Here is a 15,187-nt window from a genome sequence, read left to right on the forward strand (position 1 = left end):
CGGGGTGATGCGCCCCGGCGTGCTCGGGTCGAATCAGCGCTGCTGCTCCCGGGCGATGGCCCGGTAACCGATGTCGGTCCGGTAAAACACGCCGTCCCAGTGAATGCGCCTGGCCAGTTCGTAGGCCCGCTGCTGCGCTTCCGCGACGGTCTCGCCGAGGGCGGTGGCGCACAGGACGCGGCCGCCGCTGGTCAGCACCCGGTCACCGTCCAGCCGGGTGCCGGCGTGGAACACCTTCTCGCCGTCGGTGTCGGTGGCCGGCAGGCCGGTGATCTCCTGGCCCTTGTCGTAGCTACCTGGGTAACCCCCAGCCGCCAGCACCACGCCCACGGAGGCGCGCTCGTCCCAGTCAGAATCGCACTGGTCCAGGCGGCTGTCCACCGCGGCCAGGCACAGCTCGACCAGATCGGAACGCAGCCGCAGCATGATCGGCTGGGTCTCGGGATCACCGAAGCGGCAGTTGAATTCGATCACCTTGGGCGCGCCGGCCTCGTCGATCATCAGGCCGGCGTACAGGAACCCGGTGTAGGGGTGGCCCTCGGCGGCCATGCCCCGGACGGTGGGGTAGATCACCTCGTCCATGATGCGCTGGTGTACTGCGTCGGTGACCACCGGCGCCGGGGAGTAGGCACCCATGCCGCCGGTGTTCGGGCCGGTATCGCCATCACCGACGCGCTTGTGGTCCTGGGAGGTGGCCATGGGCAGCACGTGCTCGCCGTCCACCATCACGATGAACGAGGCCTCCTCGCCGTCGAGGAACTCCTCGATGACCACGCGGCTGCCGGCGTCGCCGAAGGCGTTACCCGCGAGCATGTCGCGGATGGCGTCTTCCGCCTCCGCCAGGGTCATGGCCACGATCACGCCTTTCCCGGCGGCCAGGCCGTCCGCCTTGACCACAATGGGCGCACCCTGCTGGCGCACGTAGGCCAGGGCGTCGTCCACGTCGGTGAAGTTGGCGTAGGCGGCGGTGGGAATCTGCTGGCGGGCCAGGAAATCCTTGGTAAAGGCCTTGGAGCCTTCGAGCTGGGCGGCGCCGGCACTCGGGCCGAAAATGGCCAGGCCGTGCTCCCGGAAGCGGTCAACCACGCCGGCCACCAGCGGGGCCTCCGGGCCGACAATGGTCAGGCCAACGGCGTTTTCCTGGGCAAACCGTACCAGGCCGTCCAGATCCATCACGTCGATATCGACGTTTTCCAGGCCCGGCTCCCGGGCCGTGCCGGCGTTGCCCGGCGCCACAAAAACCCGGTCGGCCCGGGGCGACTGAGCGGCTTTCCAGGCCAGGGCGTGTTCACGTCCGCCACTGCCGATCACGAGAATGTTCATGGGTGTGTCCCTTGTAAAGTCGGGGTCTAACGTCGGGGTCAGATGAAGGTGTTCATCTGACCTCAGGCTTTCCACCTGGGGTCTGGCCGTATTCCGGCAACGTTCGGGGTCAGATGAAAGCGTTCATCTGACCCCAGGTCTCATTCTCCGATGTTCCGGCTTAACTCCGGGGTCAGATGAAAGCCTTCATCTGACCCCTGCCTATGATTCAGGCCTCAGTGCCGGAAATGGCGCATGCCGGTGAACACCATGGCAATGCCGTGTTCGTTGGCGGCGTCAATCACTTCCTGGTCGCGCATGGAGCCGCCCGGCTGGATCACGGCGGTGATGCCGGCCTCGGCGGCGGCGTCGATGCCGTCCCGGAACGGGAAGAAGGCGTCAGAGGCCATCACCGAGCCCTTCACCTCAAGCCCTTCGTCTGCCGCCTTGATGCCGGCGATGCGGGCACTGTAGACCCGGCTCATCTGGCCGGCGCCGATGCCGATGGTGCGGCCGGCGCGGGCGTAGACGATGGCGTTGGATTTGACGTACTTGGCCACTTCCCAGGCGAACAGCAGGTCGTTCAGCTCGCTCTCGGACGGCTGGCGCTCGGTGACCACCTTGACGTCGTCCAGAGACACCATGCCCAGGTCCCGGTCCTGCACCAGCAGGCCGCCGGTCACCCGCTTGTAGTCCAGGGCCGGTACTCGCTCGCCGTTGAACTCGCCGCAGGCCAGCAGGCGCACGTTCTTCTTGGCGGCCACGACCTCAACCGCCTCGGGGGCAATCGTCGGTGCGATGATGACTTCCACAAACTGTCGCTCGATGATGGCCCGGGCGGTGTCCACATCCAGCTCCCGGTTGAAGGCGATGATGCCGCCAAAGGCCGAGGTGGGATCGGTGGCGAAGGCCAGGTCGTAGGCCTGGCGGATGTCGGCGCCGATGGCCACGCCGCAGGGGTTGGCGTGTTTGACGATGACGCAGGCCGGGTCCGCGAACGGCTTGACGCACTCAAGCGCCGCGTCGGTGTCGGCTACGTTGTTGTAGCTCAGTTCCTTGCCCTGGAGCTGGCGGGCGGTGGCCACGCAGGCTTCCTTCGGCTCGCGTTCGGCGTAAAAGGCCGCGCGCTGGTGGGGGTTCTCGCCGTAGCGCATATCCTGCACTTTCACGAACTGGGCGTTGAAGGTACGGGGGAAATCCGGGTTGTCGTTGTCCGGTGTGCGCCCGCCCAGGTAGTTGGCGATGGCGCCGTCGTAGCCGGCGGTGTGTTCGAAGGCTTTCACAGCCAGATCAAAGCGGGTGCGGTAGGTGAGCTGACCGTCGTTGTCGTCCAGCTCTTTCAGCACGCGGCCGTAATCCGAGGCGTTGACGACGATCGCCACGTCGCTGTGGTTCTTGGCCGCGGCGCGGACCATGGTCGGCCCGCCGATGTCGATGTTCTCGATGGCGGTGGCCAGATCACAGTCCGGGTTGGCGACGGTGTCCTCGAACGGATAGAGGTTCACCACCACCATGTCGATCGGGTCGATGCCGTGCTCGGCCATTACCCCGTCATCGGTGCCGCGACGGCCCAGGATGCCGCCATGGATTTTCGGATGCAGGGTCTTGACGCGGCCGTCCATCATCTCCGGGAAGCCGGTATGGTCGGACACTTCGGTGACCGCCACGCCGTTGTCCCTCAGCAGGCGGAAGGTGCCGCCAGTGGACAGCAGCGCCACGCCGCGCTCGGCCAGGGCTCGGCCGAATTCAACAATACCGGTTTTGTCGCTGACGCTGATGAGCGCGCGCCGGACGGGGGTGTTCGCCTGATTTGCCATGGTCGGTGGGCCTCCCGTGTCGGATTAGAGCAGACCGTACTGCTTGAGTTTCTTGCGGAGGGTGCCCCGGTTCAGGCCCAGCATGGTGGAGGCTTTGGTCTGGTTGTTGCGGGTGTACTTCATCACCTGCTCCAGCAGCGGCGCCTCGACCTCGGATAGCACCAGCTGGTACACGTCGGTGACCGGGGCGCCGTCCAGCTGCGAGAAGTAGTTCTTCAGGGCCACCTCGACGCTGTCGCGCAGGGTCACGGTGTTGCCGTTGCCGTTGACGGTTTCCAGCCGGTGCAGCTCGTCGTTGGCCGGGGAGTCCGGGATGTTGTTTGCCAAAGTCTCAGCGGTCATGCTGCGAATACCTCTCCATTTCGTAGATCGTCAAAATACTGTTCGATGCGGTCTTGCTGTTCCCGCGCGTCTTCGATGGCGTTGAATCGTTGCCGGAACCGTTTGTCCGGATCGTGGGCCTGCAGATACCAACCCACGTGCTTTCGGGCGATGCGCACACCCATGGTTTCGCCGTAAAACCGGTGCAGCTCCGCCAGGTGGCCGGTGAGGATCTGTTCGACCTCGTCCAGCGGCGCCGCCGGCAGGTGTTCGCCGGTTTCCAGAAAATGCAGGATTTCCCGGAAGATCCAGGGCCGGCCCTGGGCGCCCCGGCCGATCAGAAGGCCGTCGGCGCCGGTGTGGGCGAGCACGTCCCGGGCCTGCTCCGGGGTGGTGATGTCGCCGTTGGCAAACACCGGGATGCGCACCCGGGATTTCACCTCGGCGATGGTGTCGTACTCCGCCTCGCCTTCGTACTTGTCGGCCCGGGTTCGGCCGTGGACGGCCAGGGCCTGGATGCCGGCGTCTTCGGCCATGCGGGCAATCAGCGGCGCGTTGCGATGATCCCGATCCCACCCGGTACGCATCTTCAAGGTAACCGGCACGTCGACCGCCTGAACCACGGCCGTCAGGATGTCCCGGACCAGCGCCTCGTCCTTCATCAGTGCCGAGCCGGCGGCCTTGTTGCAGACCTTTTTCGCCGGGCAGCCCATGTTGATGTCGATGATCTGGGCGCCAAACTCGGCGTTCTGCCGGGCGGCATCGGCCAGCATCTCCGGATCGCCGCCGGCGATCTGCACCGAGCGGGGCTCCGGCTCGCCCTCGTGGTTGAGCCGGGTCTGCGACTTGCGGGTGTGCCACAGGCGGCTGTCGGCAATCACCATCTCGGACACCGCCAGGCCCGCGCCCAGGCGCCGGCACAGCAGCCGGAACGGGCGGTCGGTGACGCCCGCCATCGGTGCAACGATGAGCGGGTTGGGCAGGGTGTACGGCCCGATGGTTGCCGTTGGCAGCATGATCTGAGTCCGGGTCACAGCAGGTTCAGCAAACGTCGGAACGGGATCGGCTGATCAATTAATGACCGATTTTCTCCGAAGGGCGGTAATGATACCGTCGCCTCGGCAGGGATTGAAGGGGCTTGACAGTGAAAAAACCTGATTATTTTTCGTGCTTTCTGGTTGACTTTTGCTCGCCCAGATGTCGCCCGGCCAGACCGGTGTCTGCCCGGGTAGTGCCCGCTCAGGGCGTGTAGCGGCGGAACTCCAGGTTGTAGTTGACCGCGTCCCGGCCCGGATCCCGGATATGGATGGCAATGTGCACCGGCGTGTCCACCGGCAGTGCCTTGAGGGCCTTCGCATCGCCAGCCAGGTACTCCTCCGGCGTGAACAGGCTCTGGGCGACCACGTCGCCGTTGAGGTTGGAGAAGGTCAGGGCGATGGCGGGAAAGGGCTGTTCGAAGTCCGCCCGGTTCAGCAGCACGGCATCCACCACCAACTGGCTGCGGTTGTCCGGGTCGGTCCGCACCACCAGTTTGCGGCTCTGTATGGCAGAGACGTCCACGAGGGGGTCGAGGGTGCAGCCGGCCAGCTCGCAAGCCTGTTCATAATACGGGCGCAGCGCCGGAATGGCGGACAGCCGGTCAAACTGGAACCACGCCGCCTGGGCCACCAGCAGGCCGGCCAGCACCAGCAGGATCAGGGTCCAGAGCAGGGCGCGTTTGCCCCTGCTACCGCCACTGACGGCCACCGGTTCCCGCTTGAGGTCGCTGAACGGTGCCCGGGCGCGCACCGGGTCGCCGACCCGATCGTGCTCCGGCTCTACCCGGAAGCTTCGGGTGTCGTCTTCGGGCAGGTCGCCCTCCAGCCTGAGCTCGGTGCCGTCGCTGGCCTCTGGTTCGTCAGTGACGCTCTTACGGGCCGCGGGTTGCGGCCGTGGCTCAGGCTCGGGTGCCGCCGGTTCCGGCTTGTGGGCGGGCGGTGTGGGGCTGTCTGGGCGTGTGCGAGCCGCCGGCGCGGGTGCTAGTCTGTCACTGGCTGCACCGGAGCGCGGCCCGGCGGGTTCTTCCAGCATCGCCTCGGCCCAGCTTTCGTCCACTTCCTCGGCGTTGGGTTCGTCCTCGGGTTCGCGGAAATCGGGGGCAGCGGTTTCGTCGATGTCCCGGAAACTGTCGCTCAGCTCGTCGTCGGAGAACGTCAGGCGGGTGCCGGCGTAGGGGCCTTCGGTGGCATCTTCTTCCGGGTTGTCGGCGAAAATCAGCTCGTCGTCATCGTCCCGGTCGCGGGGCGCTTTCCGGGGTTCAGCCGCTGGCGGCGTCGGGCGGGCAGCGGGGGCCGCGCTCTGGCCGGTGCTGCCCGGCTGGATCTGGTGCTCCAGGGCGTTGAACACCTCCATGCAACTGCCGCAACGGACCTTGCCCTTGGCCATGCCAAGCTGTTGATCGGTCACCCGGAACCGGGTCTGGCAATGGGGGCACTGGGTCTGCAGGCTGCTCTGGGTCATGCTCCGTTCCTGAACGCGACGAGGACTACAAGCCCCGCAGTGTAGTCCCTAATGCCAGGCGCGTCATCTGCTGCGCCGCCGTCCTGTGAGGCGTATCCAGTCATCCAGCTGGGCGGGCTCGTCCATATCAAACCAGGGCTCGTAGGCCTCCATGACGTCCCGGGCCTGGTTGAACAGGATGCCGGACAGCACCAAGTCACCGCCGGTCCGGGTCAGCGTGGCCAGCTTGGGCGCCAGGCCGATCAGCGGCTGTGCCAGGATGTTGGCGAGCATCAGATCGGCGGGCTCGTCCGGGGCCTGTTCCGGCAGGTACAGGTCAAGACGGGATTGCTCGACGCCATTACGACGGGCGTTTTCACGGCTGGCTTCGAGGGCCTGGGGATCAATGTCGACGCCGGTGACGTGGCGCGCCCCCAGCAATAAGGTCGCCAGCCCCAGGATGCCGGAGCCGCAGCCGTAGTCGATCACCTGCCGGTGTTCCATGGGCTGGCCGTCGAGCCATTCCAGGCAGAGGGCGGTGGTCGGATGGGTGCCGGTACCGAACGCCAGGCCTGGATCGAGCATCAGGTTGGCGGCGTCCGGGTCCGGGGCATCGTGCCAGCTCGGGACAATCCACAGCCGCTCACCGAAGCGCAGCGGTTTGAAGTCGTCCATCCAGGCCCGTTCCCAGTCCTTGTCTTCCACCAGGGTGACGTCAATCTCGCCGAGCAGCTGCTGAGTCTGCTGGTGCCAGGCGTTCTGGAGCCCCGCGCACAGCCGCTCGGTGTCCTGACCGGCCGGGAACAGCCCGGTCACGGTGGTCTGTTGCCACAGCGGCGTGGTGCCGAGATCCGGCTCGTACAGGGGCTGGTCGGCGGCGTCTTCCATGGAGACGGCCTCAGCGCCCATCTCCATGAGCAGATCCTCCAGCTGGTCCGCGTTATCCGGATCGGCGGGGATCTGTAGTTGTATCCAGGGCATCGTTATTCCCGAATCAGTTTCTGCAGGTAGTGGATGGTGAAGTCTACCTGTTTGAAACCGCTGTCGCGCACCAATCTGCGGTGCAGCGGCTGATTGGTCTTGATGCCCTCGACCACCATTTCGTCCAGCGCGTTCTTCATGCGGCGGCGGGCGATCTCCCGATCGTCTCCCCAGGTGATCAGCTTGGCCACGAGGGAATCGTAGTACGGCGGTACCGTGTAGCCGCTGTAAAGGTGCGAATCCACCCGCACGCCGTAGCCGCCCGGCGCGTGGTAATGCTTGATCTTGCCGGGGCTGGGGATGAAGGTTTGCGGGTCCTCGGCGTTGATGCGGCACTCCAGGGCGTGGCCTGAGATAACGATCTCATCCTGGCTGTACTGCAGGGGCAGGCCGCTGGCGATGCGCAGCTGCTCGCGGACGATGTCCACGCCGGTGACCATTTCAGACACCGGATGCTCCACCTGAACCCGGGTGTTCATCTCGATGAAGTAGAACTCGCCGTCCTGGTACAGGAACTCGAAGGTGCCGGCGCCCACATAGCCGATTTCCTTGCAGGCATCCACGCACGCCTTGAGGGTGCGGGCCCGGGACTCCGGGTTGATGTTCGGGGCGGGCGCCTCTTCCAGCACCTTCTGGTTGCGCCGCTGCATGGAGCAGTCCCGGTCGCCCAGGTGAATGACGTTCCCGTGCATGTCCGCCAGCACCTGCACTTCCACATGCCGGGGCGTTTCCAGGAACTTCTCCAGGTACACGGTCGGGTCGCCGAAGGCGTTGCGGGCTTCACTCTGGGTGATCTGGATGGCCTTGAGCAGGGCGGCCTCGGAGTGCACCACCTGCATGCCCCGGCCACCGCCACCGGAGGCGGCCTTGATCATCACCGGGTAGCCGATCCGGCGGGCGACTTTCAGAGTCAGCTCGTCGTCATCGGTGAGCGGGCCGTCGGAGCCGGGCACGGTCGGGACACCGGCCTTTTTCATGGCTTCGATGGCGGAGACCTTGTTGCCCATCAGGCGAATGGTCTCGGCCCGGGGGCCGATAAAGCGGAAGCCGCTCTTCTCGACCTGTTCGGCAAAATCCGCATTCTCGGCCAGGAAGCCGTAGCCCGGATGGATGCCCACGGAATCGGTCACTTCCGCCGCGCTGATGATGGCAGGGATGTTCAGGTAGCTCTCGGTCGGGCTGTTCGGGCCGATACACACAGATTCGTCCGCCAGGCGGACGTGCATCAGTTCCCGGTCAACCTTGGAATGCACCGCAACGGTCTTGATGCCCAGCTCCTTGCAGGCGCGCAGGATGCGCAGGGCGATCTCGCCGCGGTTGGCGATCAGCACTTTCTCTAACATGGCCATGAGTCGTGAACCCCGTTCAGGAAATGACGACCAGCGGCTGGTCAAACTCCACTGGCTGGCCGTTCTCGACCAGGATTTCGGTGACGGTGCCGGCCTTGTCGGACTCAATCTGGTTCATCATCTTCATGGCCTCGACGATGCAGATCACGTCGCCCTTGTTGACGGTCTGGCCGACTTCCACGAAGGACGCTGCCGTGGGCGAGGGCGCCCGGTAGAAGGTGCCGACCATCGGTGATTTCACGGTGTGACCGGTGGGTTCGGCCGGGGCAGCGGGTGCGGGCGCCGGTGCTTCGGCCGGAGCCGGAGCCGGCGCAGCGTAGTGGGCCGGTGCCGGCATGTGGCTGACGTACTGGGTGCCGGCGGCCTGTTCGCGGCGGCGGGAAATGCGAACGGAGTCGTCGCCTTCCTGGATCTCCAGTTCCTCGACGTCAGACTCCTCGAGCAGTTCAATCAGTTTCTTGATCTTGCGAATATCCATGATGATTCCAGTCCCATCTATCGGGTTATCGGTGAATTCGATGCAGGGCGGCCTTCAGGGCCAGGTCGTAGCCCTGGCTGCCCAGCCCGCAGATAACGCCTTCGGCGATATCGGAAAAGTAGGAGTGATGCCGGAACGCTTCCCGGGCATGCACATTTGACAGGTGTACTTCAATGAACGGAATGCCGCTGGCGAGCAGGGCGTCCCGCAGGGCCACGCTGGTGTGGGTGAACGCGGCCGGGTTGATCAGGATGAAATCGACGCCTTCGGCACGGGCTTCGTGAATGCGGTCGATCAGCTCATATTCAGCGTTCGACTGCAGGTGCAGCAGGTGATGGCCTTCGGCGGCGGCGGTCTTGCGCAGCCGGTCATCAATGTCCGCCAGGGTCTCGTATCCGTAGACCTCCGGTTCCCGGGTGCCAAGCATGTTCAGGTTGGGGCCGTGGAGCACGAGGATGGTGGACATGGTGATTTCCGTTTACCGTGTTTTCACAGGATCGCCGACATTCACGGCAGTTTCCCATAATGGTGCGTGCTTGTTTCTGTCAGATCAACACTTTTTGACGTTTGACCGTGTAGGCCATTGGTCGTAAACAGACAGTGGATCGACCAGACAGTGACCGAAAAGGAACGCGGGTGAACGGAACGCATTATCGTTGAGGTGCGGGTGGCTCGCCATTCGACGTTGGTTTCATGAAAAACGCCCCGGCGGGACCGGGGCGTTGGCAGGGCGTGGTAAATCGGGCGTCGGGGTCAGTCCGCCGGAGTGACGCAGTTGCGGCCTTCGGCCTTGGAGGCATAGAGCGCCCGGTCGGCACGTTCGCACAGGGCCTGGGAGGTTTCCCCCTGCCAGTCGGCCACGCCGCAACTGAAGGTCACATTGAACTCCCGGTCCCCGGCCGGCTGCTGCAGCTCGGAGAACCGTTCGCGAATGTCGTTGAGCACGTTGCGGGCGTCGCTCACGCGGGTGTTCGGCAGGATGATGGCAAACTCCTCACCGCCATACCGGCCGATGTGGTCGGTCTTGCGCAGGCGCTGCTTGAGGAACATCGACAGGCTGCGCAGGATGCGGTCGCCAATCGGGTGACCGAAGGTGTCGTTCACCTTCTTGAAGTAGTCGATGTCGATCATCGCAAAGCACAGGGGCTGGTCTTTCTGCCGGGCCCGGACGATCTCCTGGTCCAGCAGGTGCAAGGTGTGGGTGTGGTTGTACAGGCCGGTCAGGCTGTCCCGGATCATCAGGGCCAGCAGCGACCGGGCCCGCCGGCCCCGGTTGTGGATGGTGGCGATCAGGTGCTTGGGGTCAATCGGCTTGGTGAGGAAGTCGTCGCCGCCGAGGCTCATGGCGTGGAGTTGCTTGGTGACGTCCTCTTCGGCGGACAGGTAGATGATGGGCACGCTGTGGAACCGGTCCTGCTGGCGGATCACCCGGGCGATTTCCATGCCGGTGCAGCCGGGCATGTACATGTCCAGAATGATGATCTCCGGGGAGAACTCATCCAGGGCGTGAATGATCTGCATGGGGTCGGTGATGATGTGGGCGGTCATGCCGGCCTTGCGCAGCACCGTCTCCATGTACTTCGCCTGGGCCCGTGAGTCGTCCAGCACCAGCACTTTATAGGGCTCCACGGTGTTGCCGTGGGTGTAGGTCTCGATCTTTTCGATCAGTTGGCCCGGGTCCACCGCCGGGAAGAAGAATTCCTCGCCGCCGCACCGGGATGCCCGAAGGCGGGTCTCGATGGAGCCGTCCTCATCGCTCATGAAGATGATCGGAATGGGCGTGTCGTGACGCTCCTGCAGCCGCTCGATGGTGGCAATGCCGGCGTTGGGCGCGCCGCCAAAGTTCACGTCCATGAGCACGGTTTCGGGCTTGTGCAGGGCGCACGCCTCGGTGAGCTCGTTGGCGTCGCTGAAGGCGGAGGCCCGGAAGCCAAAGAATTCCAGCTGGCGGATCAGCCGGTTCGCCATTTCCCCGTTATCCAGGGCGATGTAGATAGGCGTGCGTCGATACTGGTGGGGCGCATCTTCCCCGGCCTGGTCGGTGCGCCGCAGGGTACAGCGGCAAAGCCCGTCCATGGCCTCCTGTAGCCGCGGCCAGATCGCCTCGGCGGGCACGTCGCCGGCGGGCCAGTCGGCCAGGACGTCCTGAATGTGTTCCCCGGCGCGGCTGTGGCTGTCCATCTCAAAACGCTGGGCGTAACGGATCAGCTTGTCGGCGGCCACGGCCAGCTCGTCCCGATGGGTGGCGGCCAGGCTGTGGTCGGCGTGAATTTTCTGCCAGGTATCCAGCACCACGCGGGCCTGGGTGGTGACGCGTCGGGCGAAATGCTGCCGGAGTTTTTCCTTCTGGCTTTCGTCGTTCATGGGGCTCTGGCCTGTCCTTTTCTCTGTCGGGCGTCCGGTCCGGGTCGGACGCTTTTTCTCACCTTAGTGCTTATGCAGAGTCTATAGTGTTTAAAGTTGTGGGCGTAGGTAGCGCACTGTAAATGTTTGTCAACTCTGGGGCACCGGTCACAGTCCATGCCGCGCGCCGGTGCCGCGCCCCGCGGAGCGTTCATTGCCATGGCACGGAAGCGTGACCCCGAGGCCCCTGGCCGTCTGGCCAGAGCCATCTCCCTGAGAACCCTCTTGCTGGTGTTCACCGGTGGCCTTTTGCTGGCCCTGCTGCTTGTCGCCTTTATGACCAGCTATAGCCATTTCCGGAGCTACGTACTGGAGCAACTGTCCGGTCAGGCTCGGGACGGCGCCACCGCCGTGGGGCTGTCCCTGTCCAACGCCATTGATGGCTCCGATGCGGTGGCGGCAGGCTCGCTGATCGACGCCGTGTATGACAGCGGCCGCTACCTTGAGGTGATGTATCTCGATCATCAGGGGACGGTGATCGCGGGTCGCCGGCGTAGCCTGGACGGCGCGGACGTCCCCGGTTGGTTCCGGGCGGTGGTTCGGCTGCCACTGCCGCAGGCGACGGCGGAGGTGGTTCGGGGCTGGCGCCGGCTGGGTACGGTGCAGGTCACCGCCGACCCGCAGCCGGCCTACCGGGATCTGTGGCGGATCACCTCCGGGCTGGTGGTGACTGTACTGTTGATTGGCGGCGGCGGCCTGGTGGCGCTGTTCTATCTGCTGACCCGGGCGCTGCGCCCGTTGTCGGCCCTGGAGGCCCAGGCCCGGGCCATCGGCGATCGGGATTTTCGCCGGCACGTGACCGTGCGCTCCACCCGGGAACTGAACCAGGTCACCGTCGCCATGAATCAGATGGCCGACGATCTGGCCCGGCTGTTTGAAGGCCAGGGCCGGTTGATCCAGCACCTGCGGCGGGTCAGCAACGAGGACCCGGTAACTGGCCTGGCCAGTCGTGCCGCCTTTGAGCAGCGACTGAAAACCGAGGTCGATGCCCAGGAGTCTGCGGGCCCCGGTGTGCTCATGCTGATCTGTCTGCGGTCGTTCGCCGGCTTCAATGAGAGCCAGGGACGTGCCCAGGGCGACCGTTTGCTGTTGCGGGTGGCGGGTACGCTGACGGGGTTCCTTGGGCGTCACGCCGGGGGCTTCGCCGGCCGGCAGGCTGGCGCAGAGTTTGCGGTGTTCCTCCCAGGGGCGCTGGCGGCGGACGCTGAGGTCTGGGGCCGGAGCCTGGTGGAGGAACTTGACGGGCTTTACACCGATATGGCGTCACCTGCCGACGTGGCCGTGCACGCCGGCCTTGCCCACACGGATCGGGCCGCCAGCGCCCGGGAACTGCTGGCGGCGGCGGACGATGCCCTTCGTCAGGCCCAGGCCGCCGGGCCGTCCGGCTGCCGCTTTGCCAACGGCGCCCATGGCCATCACCACAATCCGGAGGCTTGGCGGGCCATTCTGGAAGACGCCGTTGCCGGCGAGCGTGTCGCCCTGTGGCTGCAGCCGATGACCGCGCCGGACGGCCGTACCTCACTGTTTGAGGCCGTCTCCTCCCGCCTGCAGGTGCCGGATGGCCCGCTCCGGGCCAGCGTGTTTGTGCCCATGGCTGAGCGTTTCGGGCTTATCGAGGCCATCGACCGGTGCGTGGTGAGCCGGGCCCTGGCGCGCCTGGCGGCCCGGCCTGGCGATCGTCTGGCCGTGTCCATTTCCGGCGCCTCGGTGGCCAGTGACACGTTCCGCCAGACCCTGCTGCTGATGCTGGAGCAGGCCGGCGAACCGGCGAGGCGGCTCTGGATCGGTATCACCGAGCAGGCGGTGCACCATCACCGGCCGCCGGTGGGCCTGATGGTGCGTGCCCTCGGGGAACTTCGGGTTCCGGTGCTGGTGGACCGGTTTGGCGTCGGCGGCGTACCGTTCAGTTACCTGAGGAATCTGCCGTTCCAGGCGCTGCGTATCGACCCCAGCTTTGTCCATGGCCTGGACCAGCACGACGATAACCGGTTTTACCTGGAGTCCGTGGTGGCCATCGCCCGGAGCCGGGGCATCCTGGTGTTCGCCGGTGGCGTCGAGACCGCCTCTGAATATGCGGCGGTGCGCAAGCTGGGTCTGGACGGCGCCATGGGTTACCATCTGGGCAGGCCTTACCCGGCCGACCATTAACCGGAAGGGGAATAACACGCGTATGGCAGGCAAGATCCGACAGTATTTCAGGGACCGGAAAGACGACGTTCAGGATTACACCGGCGGCGCCGGCCTGCTGGGCAAGGTGGTGCTGGCGGCCTTGGTGATCTGGCTGCTGGTGGCCCTGGTGCTGGGCTTTTTCTGGAGCGACGAGCCGGAGACGTTTTCCGTGCGGGACAATACCCGGACGGTTGCCGAGTCCATGGGCAAGGAGCCGGTGACCGGCTTCGCCACCACCAGCACGCTGATCCGCATTGCCGACACCCTGCTGGAGAAGCCCGGCGGCTACCTCAGCAACGACCTGATGCCCCCGGGGCTCTGGCTCGACAACATTCCGAACTGGGAATACGGCGTGCTGGTGCAGATTCGCGACCTCACCCGGGCCATGCGCCGGGACATCGCCCGCTCCCAGAGCCAGTCCTCGGAGGACCCGGACCTGGTCGTCGCCGAGCCCCAGTTCAACTTTGACAGCAACAGCTGGGCGATCCCCTCCACCGAGTCCGAATACCGGGCCGGCATCAAGGCGCTGCGCAGCTATCTCGGGCGGTTGTCCTCCCAGGGGCCGAACGCGGCGGTGTTCTACGCCCGGGCGGATAACCTGGGTAACTGGCTGGCGGATCTGGAAACGCGCCTGGGCAGCCTGTCGCGCAATCTGAGCGAGAGCGTGGGCAAGGCCTCGGTCTCGGAAGACATGGCTGAGGAAGGCTCCGGTAACGAGACGACGTCGTCCATCAGTGACACCGAGGTGAAGACCCCGTGGACCAAAGTGGACGATGTGTTCTACGAAGCCCGGGGCAGCGCCTGGGCGCTCCTGCACATCTTCAAGGCTATCGAGATTGATTTCCACAAGGTATTGCAGGACAAGAACGCCATGGCCAGCGTCCAGCAGATCATCATTGAGCTGCAGGGCACCCAGGAGCCCATGTGGAGCCCGGTGATCCTGAACGGCAGCGGCTTCGGCCTGCTGGCCAATCACTCCCTGACCATGGCCGCGTACCTGTCTCGGGCCAATGCGGCGATCAGCGACATGCGGGACCTGCTGTCCCGGGGCTGAGCCCAGAACCAAAAAAGCCGCGACCTGGGTCGCGGCTTTTTTTGTGGGTAACGCCCGGAGCCGGTCGGCCCGGCCGGCGTTATGCCTTACTTCTGGTAGGCGGCAACGGCGTCGACGATGGCCTGCTTGGCGGCGGCGGCGTCGTCCCAACCCTGTACCTTCACCCACTTGCCGGGCTCGAGGGTTTTGTAGTTTTCGAAGAAGTGCTGGATCTGGTCCCGCAGCAGGGCAGGCAGATCGTCCACGTCTTTGACGTTGTGGTAGCTCTGGGTCAGCTTGTCGTGGGGCACGGCGACGAGCTTGGCGTCACCGCCGGCTTCGTCTTCCATGTTCAGGATGCCCACCGGGCGGCAGCGAATCACGGAGCCGGCCTGTACCGGGTACGGGGTAACCACGAGGACGTCGAGGGGGTCGCCGTCGTCGGCCAGGGTGTGGGGGATAAAGCCGTAGTTGGCCGGGTAGAACATCGGGGTGGCCATGAACCGGTCCACCAGCAGGGCGCCCATGTCTTTGTCGAGTTCGTACTTCACCGGTGAGCTGTTGGCCGGAATTTCGATGGCAACGTAGATGTCTTCCGGCGGGTTCTTGCCAGCGGGGATGTTGTCAAAAATCATGGTTGGTCCTTCCTGCAGAAATGGGTGGAACTGCGATCAAAAAGTGCGCGCAATTATACGGCAGTCTCTTTCGGTTCGAAACTAAACCATGGTCTTTGGCGGAATCGCCTGACTTGGAGTCCGCGTAGCTCTGGATCGCTGGTCCGAAAAGCGCCCGTGAATACGTCCATGTAGGGCTCGGTCGCGCCATCCCTGGCGCTCCACGTTTTCGGACCAGCGAT

General features: G+C 65.1%; 13 protein-coding genes. 2 read left to right on the forward strand and 11 right to left on the reverse strand.

Features of this window, described 5'->3' with window-relative positions:
* Positions 1–33 precede the first annotated feature (33 nt).
* From purD to V3388_RS01725, 10 genes are all read right to left on the reverse strand, one after another.
* Entirely contained in the window at positions 34–1,323 is a 1,290-nt protein-coding gene (gene purD / locus V3388_RS01680) for a phosphoribosylamine--glycine ligase (RefSeq protein ID WP_336365783.1), read from the reverse strand.
* A gap of 215 nt (positions 1,324–1,538) precedes the next feature.
* Complete coding sequence (gene purH / locus V3388_RS01685) at positions 1,539–3,119, reverse strand: bifunctional phosphoribosylaminoimidazolecarboxamide formyltransferase/IMP cyclohydrolase (RefSeq protein ID WP_336365784.1); 1,581 nt, start codon at positions 3,117–3,119, stop codon at positions 1,539–1,541.
* A 24-nt stretch (positions 3,120–3,143) separates the two neighbouring features.
* Positions 3,144–3,461, reverse strand: a complete 318-nt coding sequence (fis, locus tag V3388_RS01690; RefSeq protein ID WP_336365785.1) for a DNA-binding transcriptional regulator Fis — start codon at positions 3,459–3,461, stop codon at positions 3,144–3,146.
* Entirely contained in the window at positions 3,458–4,456 is a 999-nt protein-coding gene (gene dusB / locus V3388_RS01695; RefSeq protein ID WP_336365786.1) for a tRNA dihydrouridine synthase DusB, read from the reverse strand. The genes fis and dusB overlap by 4 nt, the downstream gene beginning before the upstream one ends.
* 223 nt (positions 4,457–4,679) lie before the next feature.
* On the reverse strand, positions 4,680–5,939 hold the full coding sequence (locus V3388_RS01700) for a DUF3426 domain-containing protein (RefSeq protein WP_336365787.1): 1,260 nt from the start codon (positions 5,937–5,939) through the stop codon (positions 4,680–4,682).
* A 63-nt stretch (positions 5,940–6,002) separates the two neighbouring features.
* Complete coding sequence (gene prmA, locus V3388_RS01705) at positions 6,003–6,899, reverse strand: 50S ribosomal protein L11 methyltransferase (RefSeq protein ID WP_336365788.1); 897 nt, start codon at positions 6,897–6,899, stop codon at positions 6,003–6,005.
* Between the two features lie 2 nt (positions 6,900–6,901).
* A complete protein-coding gene (gene accC, locus V3388_RS01710) occupies positions 6,902–8,248 on the reverse strand; it encodes an acetyl-CoA carboxylase biotin carboxylase subunit (protein ID WP_336365789.1) in 1,347 nt (448 codons plus the stop codon).
* 16 nt (positions 8,249–8,264) lie between these two features.
* Positions 8,265–8,726, reverse strand: coding sequence for an acetyl-CoA carboxylase biotin carboxyl carrier protein (gene accB / locus V3388_RS01715; protein WP_336365790.1), 462 nt, complete (start codon positions 8,724–8,726; stop codon positions 8,265–8,267).
* A gap of 25 nt (positions 8,727–8,751) precedes the next feature.
* Entirely contained in the window at positions 8,752–9,192 is a 441-nt protein-coding gene (aroQ, locus tag V3388_RS01720; protein WP_336365791.1) for a type II 3-dehydroquinate dehydratase, read from the reverse strand.
* Positions 9,193–9,479: 287 nt separating this feature from the next.
* The gene (locus V3388_RS01725) at positions 9,480–11,090 is read right to left on the reverse strand and encodes a diguanylate cyclase (protein ID WP_336365792.1); all 1,611 of its coding nucleotides are present in this window, start codon (positions 11,088–11,090) and stop codon (positions 9,480–9,482) included.
* A gap of 198 nt (positions 11,091–11,288) precedes the next feature.
* Here V3388_RS01725 and V3388_RS01730 point away from each other — a divergent pair, with 198 nt between their 5' ends.
* Both V3388_RS01730 and V3388_RS01735 read left to right on the forward strand, forming a co-directional pair.
* The gene (locus tag V3388_RS01730) at positions 11,289–13,277 is read left to right on the forward strand and encodes an EAL domain-containing protein (protein ID WP_336365793.1); all 1,989 of its coding nucleotides are present in this window, start codon (positions 11,289–11,291) and stop codon (positions 13,275–13,277) included.
* 22 nt (positions 13,278–13,299) lie between these two features.
* A complete protein-coding gene (locus V3388_RS01735) occupies positions 13,300–14,352 on the forward strand; it encodes a DUF2333 family protein (RefSeq protein ID WP_336365794.1) in 1,053 nt (350 codons plus the stop codon).
* An 86-nt stretch (positions 14,353–14,438) separates the two neighbouring features.
* Here V3388_RS01735 and ppa read toward each other — a convergent pair whose 3' ends face one another.
* Positions 14,439–14,966, reverse strand: a complete 528-nt coding sequence (gene ppa / locus V3388_RS01740) for an inorganic diphosphatase (protein WP_336365795.1) — start codon at positions 14,964–14,966, stop codon at positions 14,439–14,441.
* Positions 14,967–15,187 lie beyond the last annotated feature (221 nt).

Origin of the sequence: Marinobacter sp. C2H3 (genome assembly GCF_037080155.1) — a bacterium.
GTDB lineage: Bacteria > Pseudomonadota > Gammaproteobacteria > Pseudomonadales > Oleiphilaceae > Marinobacter.